Consider the following 15,203-nt stretch of genomic DNA (forward strand, 5'->3'; position numbering starts at 1 on the left):
TCCCACTTCCTCACGCAATTATCACGACGGTGTTTCACGTGAAACAGCGCCATGATTGTGTCCCGAGTGACTGCTTAGGTGTTCATGGACTCAAAGAAAGTCGAATTGCCTTTCGGCGTCTCGCGCAATTTACCGAGGAGAAATTCGATCGCATCGATTGTTCCCATTGGATTGAGAATTCGCCGCAAAACGTACATTTTCTTAAGAATATCGCCTGGGACCAGCAATTCTTCTTTGCGGGTTCCTGATCGCGTAATGTCAATCGCCGGGAAGACCCGTTTGTCAGCGACCTTACGATCAAGAATAATTTCCGAGTTGCCGGTTCCCTTGAACTCTTCGAAGATCACCTCATCCATCCGAGACCCCGTTTCGATCAACGCCGTTGCGATAATCGTCAGCGAGCCGCCTTCCTCGATATTTCGCGCCGCACCGAAAAAACGTTTCGGGCGCTGCAGAGCATTTGCATCGACGCCACCTGTCAAAACTTTTCCTGAAGACGGAACTACGGTGTTATAGGCCCGCCCTAAACGCGTGATCGAATCGAGCAGAATAACAACGTCGCGCCCATGCTCAACCAGGCGTTTGGCCTTCTCAATGACCATCTCCGCCACTTGCACATGGCGAACCGCCGGCTCGTCAAAAGTCGATGATACAACTTCCCCTTTCACAGACCGCTGCATGTCCGTGACCTCCTCCGGGCGCTCGTCGATCAACAAAACGATCAAATAGCATTCGGGATGGTTGGTCGTGATCGATTGCGCGATATTTTGCAAAATAACCGTTTTGCCCGTCCGCGGGGGCGCCACAATCAAAGCGCGCTGGCCCTTGCCAATGGGCGAAACAATATCGATGACGCGAGCGGAAAGATCTTTGCGTGTAGGATCTTCGATCTCAAGCTTCAATCTCTCGTTCGGATAAAGAGGCGTCAGGTTGTCGAAATGGACCTTGTGGCGCACTTTTTCGGGATCTTCGAAATTGATTGAGTTGACCTTAAGTAAGGCGAAATAGCGTTCGCCTTCCTTCGGACTCCGGATCAGCCCCTCAACCGTATCGCCCGTGCGTAACCCAAACCGCCGAATCTGCGATGGCGAGACATAGATATCGTCGGGTCCCGCAAGATAATTTGCGTCCGGCGCTCGCAAAAATCCGAATCCATCCTGCAGGACCTCGACCACTCCCTCGCCGATAATTTCAATTTCCCGGAGCGCGAGCTGTTTGAGAATTGCAAACATCAACTCCTGCTTCCGCAGGATTGATGCGTTCTCGACCTCATGCTCCTCCGCGAACGCCAGCAATTCCGTCGGCGATTTTGACTTTAAATCTTGAAGCTTGATCTCACGCATCCGGCTTTCAGTTGCGGCTTTTTCGATATCTGACATGGGGCAGGGCGCCCTTCTGCAATGAGGGAAAGATCGATCGCTGGCTTTAAAAGGCCTCTGGTCCAAAGCGCCGTTTCCGGCCGCGAATGACAAGCGATCGCAATGATGGAGGGAGCTTCAATCTAGCGTTTTTTTGGCGCTTCGACAAGGCGGCACTCCGAATAAGCCCGAATCAAAATATTTTCAGGATTATCCGGATTCCCGGAGACGATCAGCGTGCTTTCAATTAGCGCTTTTTTTCAAGACCACAGGGAGTCCGGCTGCCACCAATGTCACCGCTTGGCACGTTTCAGCTAAGATTTGGTTTAGCCGCCCATGCGCATCGCGAAACGCTCGCGCCAAATGCGTTTCGGGCACTAGTCCGAGACCAATTTCGTTCGAAACAAAAATCGCAGTTCCCTTGAGACTTTTAATACAATCAACGAGATTCGCCGCTTCGAATCCCCAATCCTTTTCCTCAGAGAATAAATTCGAAAGCCAAAGGGTTAAACAATCCACAACAACAACTCGATCTGAGCGAGCTAAGCGCTGCAAAGCCTCACAAAGATAAACACTCTCTTCAACGACAAGCCAGTCGGTACTCCGTTCAGCTCGGTGCCAAGCTATTCGATCGATCATTTCCTGATCTTCCGCCTTGGCGGTCACGATCATACATTTTTCGAGATCTGTTCTTTCGGCAACAGAAAGCGCGTAAGCCGTCTTGCCCGACCTAGCCCCTCCAAGAATCAAATGTGCCGCTTTTTTATCGCGATTTTTCGTCATCGCTTCCTCCACGAGGACGACATCAAATGCCGGTCGGTCCCAAACGATAAAAGGTGCGCCCGGCGAATCGCAGATCTATTCACTCAATAGACGCTTAAACGACTCCAGTTCCTCGCTTAAGGCTGGGTCTTTTGAAACAAGGCCCTCGATCTTTCGGACCGCATGCAACACGGTCGTGTGATCCCGTCCGCCGAAACGCCTACCTATTTCGGGAAGCGAACGCAAGGTCATTGTCTTAGACAGGTACATGGCGATCTGCCTGGGACGAACTACATTGGCGGTTCTGCGAGAGGACAAGATATCTGCCCGACTGACGTTAAAATGCGTGGCCACCAGCTTTTGAATATCTTCTATTTTTACGCGCTTTGGATCGCGCGTCCGCACCAAGTCGCGAATAGCGGCTTCAGCCGCATCCAACGTCAAAGTCGATCCGGCCAAGGTAGTGTGCGCCAAAAGGCGGTTCACGGCCCCATCCAGATCGCGACCATTTGTCTGAATTGAACGCGCCACCATCCCCACAACCGCCTTGGAAACCTCGAAACCGGGCGCCGCACTCCTGGCGACAGCAATTCTCGCCTCCAAAATCTTTGTCCGCAATGCCTCATCGAGGGGATTCATTTCGACACATAAGCCGCCCGCAAAACGGGAACGAACTCGCTCATCGAGATTTTCGAGATCTCCAGGGGTCCGATCGCTCGCGATTACCACCTGGCGCCCTGAATCAATTAGCGCATTCAAAGTGTGACAAAATTCGTGCTGGATCGATTTCCCTTGCAGAAACTGAACATCGTCGATCACTAAGACATCGATCGCCCGCAACCGTTCCTTAAAAGCGATAGAATTCTGGGCTTTCAACGCGGTCACGAAACCATACATGAATTTTTCTGCAGTTAGGTAGATGACCCGCCTCCCAGCCGTCACTGCCGCGTGCGCAATAGCTTGAATCAAATGCGTCTTGCCCAAGCCTACGTTTGAATGAACATAAAGCGGGTTGAACATGGTCGCGGATCCGGGTTGCACCCGGCTTACCTGCAGCGCCGCCGCATGTGCTAACTGGTTCGATTGACCTGTAAGAAACGTTTCGAACGTCATTCTGCGATCTAAAGCCGAACCTTCAAATCCCCTCACAGGACTCCCTGGATGCAAGCCGCGCTCGGAAGCAGTTTCCCTTGTTGCCTCGCCCGCCGCAACGGGCTTCGGCATCTCTGTTCGATCAGGCAAACGCGCCCCAAAGCCTACAGCATTTCGCAAATCCAGATGGATACCGCGGGCCTGAGGAATCTCCGCAATGAGCGCTCCGCGCAATTTTTCCAAATAATGCGCCTGAATCCAGCTTTTCAGAAACTTCGTCGGAACAGATAATATAGCGCAGCCATCGTCAATACGATCCAACTCTAAGCGTGTAAACCAGGAGGTGTACACTGCGTCCCCGACCTCCGCGCGAAGTCGCGCGCAAAAACGCGACCAGACTTCTGGCCCAATTTTCGCCCGTTCATCTTCGCTAAAATCCTTATGAACTTGCGCCTTTGACATATTATATCTCTTCTTGCGGCAAAGAACCGCCGTTCCGCGCACCGGACGCGCCAGATCTGGATGTTTGAATGGAATGTGTTGACGGCTATAAGAAGCCGACGGTTTGCGCAGGCCGCACGCCGTGCACTGGTATGACAAAGTCAGATAACTTTTCGGTCCTGCGCAAACGAGGCGCAAAATCGGCAGATTGCTAAACGATCAATCTGCGGCCCCCGCCAAGAGGCTACCTCACAACGATGAAGGCATGCAATTTTCATAATACGTCCCCCTCGACGATAGAGATTTTTCTTTTTTTGGACCAAACATTTAGTTAAGCAAAGTCGTCCAGATTATTATTTCGTCGTCAGCGATAAAGCCACAATATCACACCAATATCCTACTTTTTTTACTTCTTCAATACTTATTATATAATAAAATAACCCAGGATTTCTCTCTAAGGTGACTAATTTCATTTCCAACGCTTCACTTTATCGCCACCACGATCAAGACCATACACAGAGCCCACGAGACGCGCAATATCCGTAGCCACAGAATCCTGCCCAACTTTCCTGCCCAAATCGGCGCGACTCGCCGCAGCTCGTCGCTTTAGCTTGAGAACGGCTTGAGTCCGAGCAAGGCGTTCAACAAACAAACAATCGTCGCCGGTTGAGTTTTTTTATTCTCTAAACGATTCGGCGACCGTAAGACCGCGTGTCAAGATCCTCGGCGCCTCATCCAATCCTGGCTTTACAGACAACCTGTTGTTATTACGCCTGTTCAAATGTTCGCTGATCCTGGGTGTCACAAAATTTTCTTGATCCATTGTCTAGGCGCCACGCAGCCCGTATTGTCCTGAACGAATCCATCCATTAGCGCGTCAAATCATCATTCCTGTATGCGTAGCAGAACCACAGCGAGCGACCGCAGGTCATTTCGACAAATATCGCATGCCTGCGGACATCATCAGGATTCAGGTACGAAGGCAAAACGCCCCCCCGCCTGCCCAATGCCCTCGCTGGTTTGATGCGGCGCGCCTCCTTGGAGCTTGAAAAGATGAGTGAAGTCTGCCGGCCACCTTTCAGTTCGCTATAAACTTCGGCCAGGATTTCCGAATCGATCAGGGCGCCATGTTTACTGCGACGGCTTCGATCAATGCCGTACCGGGCGCAAAGCGCGTCAAGGGAATTGGACGCCCCTGGATGTTTCCGTCGCGCGAGAGCTAAAGTATCAATTACCCGATCGTCACCGATTGGCGAACGACCAACACGTTCCAGCTCCGAATTGATAAATCTAATATCGAAATCGGCGTTATGAGCGACGATTGGATCCTCTCCAATAAAGTTAAGAAATAAATCTGCTACATAATTAAACGTAGGCTTATCATTTAAAAATACCTCTGATATGCCATGTACCTTAAACGCAGAATCGGGCATGTCTCTCTCTGGATTAATATAATAATGAAACTTATTTTCTGTTAATACTCCATTAACTATCTCAAGTGCAGCTATTTCGACAATTCTATCTCCGCCGTCAGGATCAAGTCCGGTAGTTTCTGTATCTAAAATGATTTCTCTCATTGAGTTACGCCTCTAAATCAGCCCGCTTTTTAATTCCCATATTCACAATTTGCAACTGCAGACACTACCACTTTTACTTGTCGTTCCATAGATTCTAAGCAATCATCGGACTTGATGATAAAATGAGCAAATTTGCGTTTTTGGGTATCTGGAATTTGACGGCCAAGAATCGCCGCTAATTTTTCGTCACTCATTCCGGGACGTGCAAGGACGCGGGCCTTTTGCACTGCGATACTCGTCGTCACTACAACTATCCCATCAACGTCATTTTGGGAGGCGGTTTCAAACAATAGCGGCAGATCCAAGACAACCAGCCTTGCTCCTAGCCGCTTAGACTTAGAAAGAAACTCCAGGCGTTTTTCCAGTACGAGCGGGTGAACCAAGGACTCGAGCTGCGCCATCGCATCTGGATTTTTCAAAATCAAGGCCCCAAGCGCATTTCGGTCGATTCTCCCATTCAACCTTACTCCCGGAAACGCCGATTCTAGGCGATCGACAACAGGTCCTTCGTAAAGATCATGCACGCATCGGTCCGCGTCAAAAACAGGCGCGCCCAATCGTCGAAAAATACCGGACGCCGTGGTTTTGCCCATGCCGATGGAACCGGTCAGCCCCAACACAATCATTTTTTGTCTCGCTTAATATCCGCTTCGATCATCGTGCGAAGTTCTTTCGTCACCTCTGGCTTCAAGCCAAACCAATGTTCGAACCCCGGCGCAGCCTGATGAAGTAACATTCCCAAGCCGGAAGATGTTCTCAATCGGCGCATTCTCGCATTTTTAAGAAGCTCAGTCTCCAACGGCGTGTAAACGATATCGCAAACCACCGCATCTTCTGGAAAACGCGAAAGATCCAGGTCAAGTCTTGGCTGTCCTTCCATCCCTAAAGACGTTGTATTGATCAATAAATCTGCTTCGGACAGACCAAGTCCAGCCGGATCTAATGAATCCGCCCTGACCTGGCGAAATCCCCAGCCGCTCGCTTCGTCTGCGAGTTGCCGCGCACGGTCAAGCGAACGGTTCAACAGCGTAACCGATTCGATTTCGCGCGCTGCCAAGCCGGCTAGAACAGCTCGTGCGGCCCCTCCGGCACCCAAGACAATAGCTCGCTTGCAGTTCAAGTCCCAACCACGCGCCTGCTCGTCAAGATTTGCCAAAAATCCGTCAACGTCAGTATTGTCTCCGTGCAACCGGCCGTCCTCAAACCACAATGTATTGACGGCTCCCAGGCGACGCGCCAAATCCGACGTGCAATCACAAAGCGTCAAGGCTTGCTCTTTGTAAGGCAAAGTTACATTGGCTCCACAATAGCCACAATCACTCAGTTTACCAACAAAACTTGACAATGAATCCGGCATTACTTCCTCTCTGAGATAAGCACCCGGGATATGGTATTTATTCAACCAAAAATGATGAATTAATGGTGAACGACTGTGTTTTACTGGCCATCCAATGACGCATGCTTTACGAAAATCCGGCAATTAAAAACTCCATATGGTACACTAAGCCATGACAACATCCATTAGATGGCTTGAGGTCGTGCCAAGTACAGGTCAAGCTTGAGCGATGAACCGCATCGAGTGCGCTCGATAGAGATCCAAAATCCCGGCGGCCGTTTCCTCAATGGAGCGTCGTGAAACATCGATTACCGGCCAGCCACGCTCAGCGAAAAGCCGTCGCGACCGACTGATTTCATCAGCTACTGATAGCCGATCGACGTAAGCAGAGTCCTGAGTCGCGTTAAGAGCAAGGAGTCGGTTCTGGCGAATCTGCACAATCCGATCGGGGGACGCAAATAATCCGACAATTAGCGGTCGTGTGAGATTTTCAACGGCAGATGGAAGGGGAACTCCTGGAACCAGCGGAATATTTGCAGTTTTGATCCCTCTGTTGGCGAGATAAATGCTTGTCGGAGTTTTCGAGGTCCGGCTGACGCCGAGAAGCACGACGTCCGCCGTTTCCAAATCCCCTGGCATCTGCCCGTCGTCATGCATCATCGTGTAATTCAAGGCATCGATACGCTTGAAATATTCGGAATTCAACATGTGCTGGGCGCCAGGACGGGGGGTCGACGCCGGCCCGAGATAGGATTGAAAAAGGCCCAAAATTGGAGCCAGCACGGAAAGCGAGGGCGAACCTGTGTCAAAACATGCTTTCTCCAGCCGATCGCCCAACTCCGCATCAACCAAAGTATAAAGCACGATGCCCGGCGACGACTGGATTTCGGTTATAACCCGTTCAAGCTGGTCACGATTACGGATCAACGGATATACATGCTCGATCGATGCTACGCCTTGGTATTGTGCGGCTGCGGCTCGACTGACTGCGATAAGCGTTTCGCCCGTCGAATCCGAAACCAGGTGCAAATGAAAATAATTACGGCCCACGGTTCAATCGCGCTCCCTATGCCTCAAAAACACCCCGGTAGCGGACTCTGCCTTTGCACAGCCCCTGTGGATTATCGGGCGAAAAAGGAAAAATAGCTCTCCGCTCGGGTTAATTTCGCTTTTTTTCCGGAATTTCTCAACAGGAGAGGCCTTGATGATAAAATTTCCAGCCCCGCGGGACTCTATGGGAATTACGGGGACAAAAACCCGTCTCCCTTACCCGGGCGCTTCCTCTAACCGCTAGCAGAATCATTAACAAATGCTTAACCGGCGATTTTCTGTCTGGACATCCGAATTCTTAAAAAGCCTTCACGAATTTGGGGACGCGTTGTGAATGAACCGGAATAAGGCTATTGCGGGGGGCAATAAGAAGAAAAAAAGAGTCTAAGATTCTTTCATTTTTAGGATCCTCCCGTGTCGCCGAGCCCTTCCGTCCAAGAGTCCTCGCATTCCCAAAAGCCGTTTTTGGCGACATTGGATGGCCATGCCGTCGGCAAGCCGCCCGTCTGGCTCATGCGCCAAGCTGGACGCTATCTCCCCGAATACCGCGCCATCCGCTGCAAAGCCGAAAGCTTCCTGAACTTTTGCTACACGCCAGCGCTGGCGACGGAAGCGACGCTTCAACCAATTCGCAGATTTGGTTTCGATGCCGCCATCCTTTTCAGCGATATTTTGGTCGTCCCCGACGCTCTCGGCCAAAAAGTATCGTTCGAAACAGGCGAAGGGCCACGTCTGGACGCTCTGACATCGCCCGATGCGATAGAACGGCTTTCCGAACTGTCCTTCAATCGACTGGCGCCGGTCTTTGAGACGATCGAACGAGTCAAGACATCCTTGCCGCATGAAACTGCATTCATTGGCTTCTGTGGCGCGCCCTGGACCGTGGCAAGCTATATGATCGCTGGGAGAGGCACTCCCGACCAGGCGCCAGCTCGGCTTTTCGCCTATCGCTATCCAGAAGCGTTTCAGCTTCTGATCGACAAATTAATTGAAGCTTCGATCGCTTATCTGTCACAGCAGATCGAGACCGGAGTCGACGCGGTTCAGATCTTCGATTCATGGGCTGGCGTCTTGCCTGCGCGGGAGTTCGAGCGCTGGTGCCTTCAACCCGTCACAAAAATAATTTCCGGCGTGCGCATGCGTCATCCATTTGCCCGGATCATCGCTTTTCCGCGCGGCGGGGCCTCGCATATATCTTCCTTTGCCCTCAGGACGGGAGCCAACGCCATCGGTCTGGACACCGCGGTCGATCCCGCCTGGGTTACGCAATTTGTTCCGCCAAATGTCGTTCTGCAAGGCCATCTCGATCCGTTGGTCCTGATTGCTGGCGGGCAGGCGCAAGATATGGCGGTTAAAGAAATCCTGAGCGCCTATTGGAATCGGTCCCATATCTTCAATCTGGGCCACGGGATCCTGCCACAAACGCCGGTCGAGCACGTAGAGGCGCTCCTTCGTCAAATTCGCTCGTCAGAGGCCTGAAATGTATCTGTGGATCAAGAGCCTGCACGTTATTGCAGTAATTTCTTGGATGGCTGGCTTACTCTATCTTCCGAGATTATTTGTTTACCATTGCATGGCTGAAAACGGCTCTATCCAGTCGGAAACCTTCAAGATCATGGAGCGCCGATTGATTCAGACGATCATGACGCCCGCGATGGTCGTCGCTTGGATCAGCGGGCTCTGGCTAGCGACCGAAGCTGAATTTTTTCGGGAGCCCTGGTTTCATTTGAAACTGGCATTAGTTCTGGCGATGACGGCGACTCATGTTCACTTCTGGCGATTGCGTTCGAGTTTCGCGCGCGACGCCAATCGCCACTCCTCACGCTATTTTCGTATCTGGAATGAAATACCTACGATATTTATGATTTTTATAGTTATAATTGTAATTATAAAGCCAAATTTATGATCCTTATTGCAAGAATAATACTTTTATCGTGGCGCACGTTTTGCCAATATACGTTGCAATGTCCGTCGATGCATGTTGAGGCGGCGCGCGGTCTCTGAAACATTCCTTTGACAAAGCTCATAAATTCTCTGGATATGCTCCCACCGCACGCGTTCAGCGGACATAGGATTTTCCGGCGCATCTCCCGCCGCCAGCGCATTGGAGTTCAACAACGCGTGAAATATTTCATCGGCGTCAGCGGGTTTTGCTAGATAATCGAAAGCGCCAAGCTTCACAGCAAGCACTGCTGAAGAAATGTTACCGTAACCAGTAAGTATGATTCCACGGGCCTCAGGACGGAGCGCCTTGAGCTCGCTGATGACATCAAGTCCGTTGCCATCGCCAAGGCGCATATCGATGATAGCGAAGGCTGGCGCGGCGTTTTGCACGGAGGCGATACCTTCAGCCACCGTCTCTACCGCCTTAACAGCGAAACCGCGAAGCGCCATGGCTTTGGCCAAGCGGTTTAAAAATGGCCTATCGTCGTCGACAATCAGCAATGTCTTGTCTTTTTCGAACAGAAGCACCGCTTCATTCGCTACTCCGCCGCTGACAGTTCCTGATGATTCGTCCATAGGGCGCCCCACTTAGGTCAGTTTGGACCCTTCCCTAACATAATGAAATCCAATTTTTCAGCGGAAAATCCTGTTTTTTGAGTCGAAATATCATTTTAGAGAACGGAAAAACCGATCCAGAAGTCTTCGATCTCATTCATTCGTATTTTCGATTCGACTGCGGCTCCATTCGAGAGCGACGCTCGCACCTACCGTTTCGCGATTGGAAAATCTGATTTTCGCGCCCGTCCGTTCAAGCAAGGTCTTGGCGATAAAAACGCCGAGACCAAGGCCGGCGCCTTCGTCGGATTTGCGACGACGAAGCGCGCGACTGGTAATATAAGGGTCGCCAATACGGTCGAGAACATTGAGCGGAAAGCCAGGACCGTCGTCGAGGATCACGACCCTTACTTGGTATGCAGTCCATCTGCACTGGATCGTCACTGTATTTTTGGCGAAATCGACGGCGTTTTCTATGAAGTTGCTCATTCCGTAAATTATTGCCGGACTATGCGGTAGCGAAGGCTCATTTCCTTCTCCCTTCGCGTCGATTGTTATTTTAACGGGATCCTGACGATGCGGCGTCGCAGCCTGTTCCAGAACAATACTGAGACGGGTTTTATTGAAAACCTTCTTGTCTTCTACGGCGAGGGATGTGAGTCGTCCTAAAATCTCACGACAGCGTTTGACTTGTTGAGTGAGCAGAAGTATATCTTCTGAATACTCCGGAGGTAATAATCCGTTGCTTAGTTCTTTCGTAACGAGTGCGATGGTCGCTAATGGCGTTCCGAGTTCGTGCGCGGCGGCGGCCGCGAGTCCATCGAGTTGAGACAAGTGATTTTGGTGCTCCAAAACCAATTCCACCGCGTTCAAAGCTTGCGTCAAGGCGCGAGCCTCGCTGGCGACGCGAGACGCGTAAGCAGCTATGAAAACGCAGGCCACCAGCAAGGCTAACCATATTCCAAGCTGGTAGAGCCAAGGTAGATTAATCGGCTGACCGCCGTACCAGGGCAACGGTTGGTGCTCGACGCCGAGAAAACTTGCAGCAAGCGCCGTCAAAATGGCAATCAATACGATTTGCCGAGGAGGGAGCGAAACCGCGGCAATGGTTACAGGAGCCAGGAAAAGAATCGAAAAAGGATTTGCGAGGCCGCCGGTCAGATAGAGCAAAGCTGTAAGTTGCAATACATCGAAGGCCAGCAAAGACGTCGCCGGCCCGACCGTCAATCGCAAAGTTTTTTGCGCCAGCAATCTGACGGCGATGTTCAACAGTGCCGAAACCCCGATGACCACGAGACAAAGCGCAAGTGGCAAGGGAAACCGCAAAACCAGGGATGTGGCGAGCACCGTCGCCAATTGGCCGAACAAGGCCAGCCATCGAAGTTTCGATAAGGTTTCGACGCGCAGTTGGCGGGCCTTATTGCCAAATTGAAACGGATGAGCGCCTGTTTCCATCTGGTTTGCGAGTCCTTTGAGCATCGCACCGTAAAAAGGGCGGAGCCTTAGCCCCGCCCGAAAATCTTTCATAGCTCAGCCAAAGCTCATGCGTTTGGATCTTTCGATCGTCCGGCGCGCTTGCGGTCGTTGGGATCGAGAATGGTTTTCCGCAGGCGAATGGATTTCGGCGTGACCTCGACCAATTCATCATCTTCAATATAGGCGAGCGACTTTTCCAGCGTCATGCGGATCGGCGTGGTGAGTTTCACCGCTTCATCCTTGCCAGCGGCGCGGACGTTGGTGAGCTTCTTGCCTTTCAGCACATTGACTTCGAGATCGTTCTCGCGCGTGTGCTGGCCGATGAGCATTCCCGCATAGACCTTGATTCCCGGTTCGATCATCATCGGACCGCGATCTTCCAGGTTCCACATCGCATAGGCTACAGCTTCGCCGGAGTCGTTCGAGATCAGGACGCCGTTGCGCCGGCCCTGAATGTCGCCCTTGTAGGGCGCATATTCGTGAAAAAGCCGGTTCATGATCGCGGTTCCGCGCGTGTCGGTCAGCAATTCGCCCTGATAGCCTATGAGGCCACGAGTCGGCGCGTGGAAGACGAGGCGCAGGCGATTGCCGCCCGAAGGGCGCATTTCAATCATGTCTGCTTTGCGCTCGGACATTTTCTGCACGACGACGCCCGAAAACTCCTCATCAACGTCGATGACCACTTCTTCGATCGGCTCAAGGCGCGAACCATCTTCAGCCTTCTGGAACACAACGCGGGGACGGGAAATGCCGAGCTCAAAACCTTCACGACGCATGGTTTCTATCAGAATGGCGAGTTGCAATTCACCGCGACCAGACACGATGAACGAGTCCGCACCCGGAGAATCCTCGATTTTCAGCGCGACGTTGCCCTCGGCTTCCTTGTAGAGGCGGTCGCGAATGACGCGGCTGGTCACCTTGTCGCCCTCGGTTCCCGCCAGCGGCGAGTCGTTGACCAGGAAGGTCATCGACAGGGTCGGCGGGTCGATCGGCTGCGCCTGCAGCGGCTCGTTGACGTCGGGCGCGCAAAGCGTATCGGCGACGTTGAATTTTTCAAGACCGGCGATGGCGACGATGTCGCCTGCTTCAGCGTCTTCGATGGGCTGACGTTCAATGCCGCGAAAGGCGAGGATTTTCGAAACGCGACCCGTTTCGACAATATTGCCCTTGCGATCGAGTACTTTCACCGCCTGGTTTGGCTTGATCGAGCCGGCAAACACGCGCCCTGTGACGATGCGGCCGAGATAAGGATTGGCTTCGAGCAAAGTGCCGAGCATACGGAAGCCGCCTTCTTCGACCCTGGGCTCCGGCACATGTTTGACTACGAGGTCAAACAAAGTCGCCATATCCTGCGTGGGCCTGTCGGGGCTATCGGCCATCCAGCCCTGTTTCGACGAACCGTAGAGGATCGGGAAATCGAGTTGTTCGTCATCAGCGTCCAAAGCCGCGAAAAGATCGAAGACCTCATTGATGACTTCGCTGGGCCGAGCGTCGTGCTTGTCGACCTTGTTAATCGCCACGATCGGCTTGAGGCCGATCTTGAGCGCCTTGCCGACGACGAATTTGGTCTGAGGCATCGGTCCCTCGGCCGCATCGACCAGAACGATAGCGCCGTCGACCATTGACAGAATGCGTTCGACCTCACCGCCGAAATCGGCGTGGCCAGGCGTGTCGACAATATTGATCCGGGTGTCTTTCCACACGATCGAAGTCGCCTTGGCCAGAATGGTGATGCCGCGCTCCTTCTCCAGATCGTTGGAATCCATGACACGTTCGACGACGCGCTGATTGTCTCGAAACGCGCCGGATTGGCGCAACAATTGATCGACCAGAGTGGTTTTCCCGTGGTCGACGTGGGCAATGATGGCGATGTTACGAAGCTTCATGGTAGCCTAGGCTTTGGTGCTTACCCGCGAAAAGCCGCAGACTTTCCGGACTGGATATGCGTTGAAACAGAGGTAAGAGGCTTCTTTCCCGGATTTGCTGGGGAAGAACCGCTCTTGCGAAAAACGCGCTGCGCCGAATGCCGCACGCGAAAAAGTCATTTCCGTCAAAGACAGCGAATCGATGACATGGGCATGACCGCAAATTGGGCGACGAAAGACCAGCTGCGGCTTGCTCTATACGAAAAGGGGGAATTTGAAAACCCGCGCGTCGCCTGCGTCGACGACAGGACATTCGAAATACTAAGTTTTGCGGCGAAGTTCGGGCGAGGATTCCGGCAAACGCCGGACGAGCCCCAGCCGACGGTCGGCGATCGCGAGGCGGGCCTGTTGCACCGCCAGGGTCAGGGCGGCTAGCTGATGTCCATCCAATTTCGGCATGTGGGCCGCAGCCAACGATTGCGTCAGAATCTCATCGATTTCCAGCTCGAGCCGATTCAAGCTCGGCTCGTCGATCGCCTCGCGTCCGGCCTTCAATATGGTGAGAGCTTGTTCCATCAGCTGGTCGAAGCGCGCATAGCCTTGCACGGTGATCCGACTAGCAAGAGCCGCAACACCCGATATCAACACGCTGCCGACCATCGCGCCGATATAAATAAGATCGCTATATTTATCGAAAAACGTTTCCTCTTCCCCGTCGAGAAAGGCTGCGGCGCCCGGATGGGTTGGCAGTACCCCCCCCTTGTCGGTCTCAGGCGCTTCTATATGGTTGGCCCATGGCGCGGTCTTCGCGGCCGCCGCGCGGTTGGCCAGAATCAGATTGGTGACATCTCCAACGGTCGAATTGGCCAAATCGTTGCTTGCGACGAGGCGGATGGTCGCTCCGATGGTCTCGACATTTTCCGCCGGACGCGACGGCGAGCCGCCGAACGCGCCACGCAAAATTTCTGTCGCTTCAAATCCTGGAAATCGCTTGGCAATGGCGTTCGATTCGAGAATCGGGATGAAATCAGGCGCTTCAGGCGGAGAAACGCCATGCGATAAAATTTGCACCAGCTCAGCAATTTGCGGGGAATCGAATGCGCCAAACGCCAAGACCGCGTCGACGTCACCAGATTGAAGAGACTCGGACAGATTGGAGAGATCGATCAATTTTTTGGTTATGGCCTCGGGCGGCAGGGAATATTGCGCCTCGATCGTATCGAGCAGTTTCTGGTTGGCGTCTCCTGAAAGTTCCGACGCGATGATGGCTACGCGCTTGCCCTTGAGGTCAGAGACGTTGGAAAAACTCGCGCCGTGAGGAGCGGCGATCACGGCGTATTGGTGGGCGAAGATCAGCGCCGTGGCGGCGTTTGTCGGCATCGCTATATCTGAACGCACGACGGCCAGATCGACTGATCCATCCTCCATCGATTTGGAGGAGGCGCGCGCATCATTCGTAGCGACGATATGAAACCGCAAATCGGCCCGCGTCCTGATGAATTCCTGATTGAGCGCCGCGAGAAGCTTCTGCGACTCGCCGCCGCGTGGGACCGCAACGCGCAAAAAAGTGGGCCGCTCATAGAAATAGAGACCGATCGTGGTTAGCGCCACCAATCCGGTTCCTAATGCAATGATCAAAAGCAAAATCCGCTGCATTGCTCCTCGCGTGTGAAAATCTTTCAGGAGCAAAAAATCAGGGACTCACGTCAAATTTGCGGCGTCGCCGAAGCGCGAGAGCTTCGGCGAC

13 protein-coding genes are annotated in these 15,203 nt (G+C 52.7%); 2 read left to right on the plus strand and 11 right to left on the minus strand.

Translation table 11 applies throughout. The features are described 5' to 3' along the window. Positions 1 to 74 precede the first annotated feature (74 nt). The 7 genes from rho to ACLP2E_RS14595 all read right to left on the minus strand — a co-directional run bounded on the left by rho (position 75) and on the right by ACLP2E_RS14595 (position 7,616). A complete protein-coding gene (gene rho, locus ACLP2E_RS14565; protein WP_442466362.1) occupies positions 75 to 1,343 on the minus strand; it encodes a transcription termination factor Rho in 1,269 nt (422 codons plus the stop codon). A 258-nt stretch (positions 1,344 to 1,601) separates the two neighbouring features. Then, positions 1,602 to 2,141, minus strand: a complete 540-nt coding sequence (gene cobU / locus ACLP2E_RS14570; protein WP_442466347.1) for a bifunctional adenosylcobinamide kinase/adenosylcobinamide-phosphate guanylyltransferase — start codon at positions 2,139 to 2,141, stop codon at positions 1,602 to 1,604. Positions 2,142 to 2,216: 75 nt separating this feature from the next. Next, on the minus strand, positions 2,217 to 3,674 hold the full coding sequence (dnaA, locus tag ACLP2E_RS14575; RefSeq protein ID WP_442466348.1) for a chromosomal replication initiator protein DnaA: 1,458 nt from the start codon (positions 3,672 to 3,674) through the stop codon (positions 2,217 to 2,219). Positions 3,675 to 4,522: 848 nt separating this feature from the next. After that, the gene (dnaQ, locus tag ACLP2E_RS14580) at positions 4,523 to 5,230 is read right to left on the minus strand and encodes a DNA polymerase III subunit epsilon (protein ID WP_442466349.1); all 708 of its coding nucleotides are present in this window, start codon (positions 5,228 to 5,230) and stop codon (positions 4,523 to 4,525) included. Between the two features lie 29 nt (positions 5,231 to 5,259). Then, complete coding sequence (coaE, locus tag ACLP2E_RS14585) at positions 5,260 to 5,856, minus strand: dephospho-CoA kinase (RefSeq protein ID WP_442466350.1); 597 nt, start codon at positions 5,854 to 5,856, stop codon at positions 5,260 to 5,262. Beyond that, positions 5,853 to 6,710 carry a shikimate dehydrogenase gene (locus ACLP2E_RS14590; RefSeq protein WP_442466351.1) on the minus strand — a complete coding sequence of 286 codons (858 nt, stop codon included), beginning with the start codon at positions 6,708 to 6,710 and terminating at the stop codon, positions 5,853 to 5,855. Before ACLP2E_RS14590 ends, coaE begins: the two co-directional genes overlap by 4 nt. 72 nt (positions 6,711 to 6,782) lie before the next feature. After that, on the minus strand, positions 6,783 to 7,616 hold the full coding sequence (locus tag ACLP2E_RS14595) for a pyruvate, water dikinase regulatory protein (protein ID WP_442466352.1): 834 nt from the start codon (positions 7,614 to 7,616) through the stop codon (positions 6,783 to 6,785). Between the two features lie 414 nt (positions 7,617 to 8,030). Here ACLP2E_RS14595 and hemE point away from each other — a divergent pair, with 414 nt between their 5' ends. Next, entirely contained in the window at positions 8,031 to 9,095 is a 1,065-nt protein-coding gene (gene hemE, locus ACLP2E_RS14600) for a uroporphyrinogen decarboxylase (RefSeq protein WP_442466353.1), read from the plus strand. Position 9,096: 1 nt separating this feature from the next. After that, on the plus strand, positions 9,097 to 9,522 hold the full coding sequence (gene hemJ, locus ACLP2E_RS14605; protein WP_442466354.1) for a protoporphyrinogen oxidase HemJ: 426 nt from the start codon (positions 9,097 to 9,099) through the stop codon (positions 9,520 to 9,522). 23 nt (positions 9,523 to 9,545) lie between these two features. Here hemJ and ACLP2E_RS14610 read toward each other — a convergent pair whose 3' ends face one another. The 4 genes from ACLP2E_RS14610 to ACLP2E_RS14625 form a co-directional block, all read right to left on the minus strand. After that, positions 9,546 to 10,136: an ActR/PrrA/RegA family redox response regulator transcription factor gene (locus tag ACLP2E_RS14610; RefSeq protein WP_442466355.1), complete on the minus strand. Its 591-nt coding sequence runs from the start codon at positions 10,134 to 10,136 to the stop codon at positions 9,546 to 9,548. A 132-nt stretch (positions 10,137 to 10,268) separates the two neighbouring features. After that, complete coding sequence (locus tag ACLP2E_RS14615; protein ID WP_442466356.1) at positions 10,269 to 11,642, minus strand: ActS/PrrB/RegB family redox-sensitive histidine kinase; 1,374 nt, start codon at positions 11,640 to 11,642, stop codon at positions 10,269 to 10,271. Between the two features lie 14 nt (positions 11,643 to 11,656). Further along, positions 11,657 to 13,477 carry a translational GTPase TypA gene (typA, locus tag ACLP2E_RS14620; RefSeq protein WP_442466357.1) on the minus strand — a complete coding sequence of 607 codons (1,821 nt, stop codon included), beginning with the start codon at positions 13,475 to 13,477 and terminating at the stop codon, positions 11,657 to 11,659. Positions 13,478 to 13,777: 300 nt separating this feature from the next. Further along, on the minus strand, positions 13,778 to 15,112 hold the full coding sequence (locus ACLP2E_RS14625) for a TAXI family TRAP transporter solute-binding subunit (RefSeq protein ID WP_442466358.1): 1,335 nt from the start codon (positions 15,110 to 15,112) through the stop codon (positions 13,778 to 13,780). Between the last annotated feature and the right edge of the window lie 91 nt (positions 15,113 to 15,203).

The organism is Rhodoblastus sp. (assembly GCF_052145335.1).
GTDB lineage: Bacteria > Pseudomonadota > Alphaproteobacteria > Rhizobiales > Beijerinckiaceae > Rhodoblastus.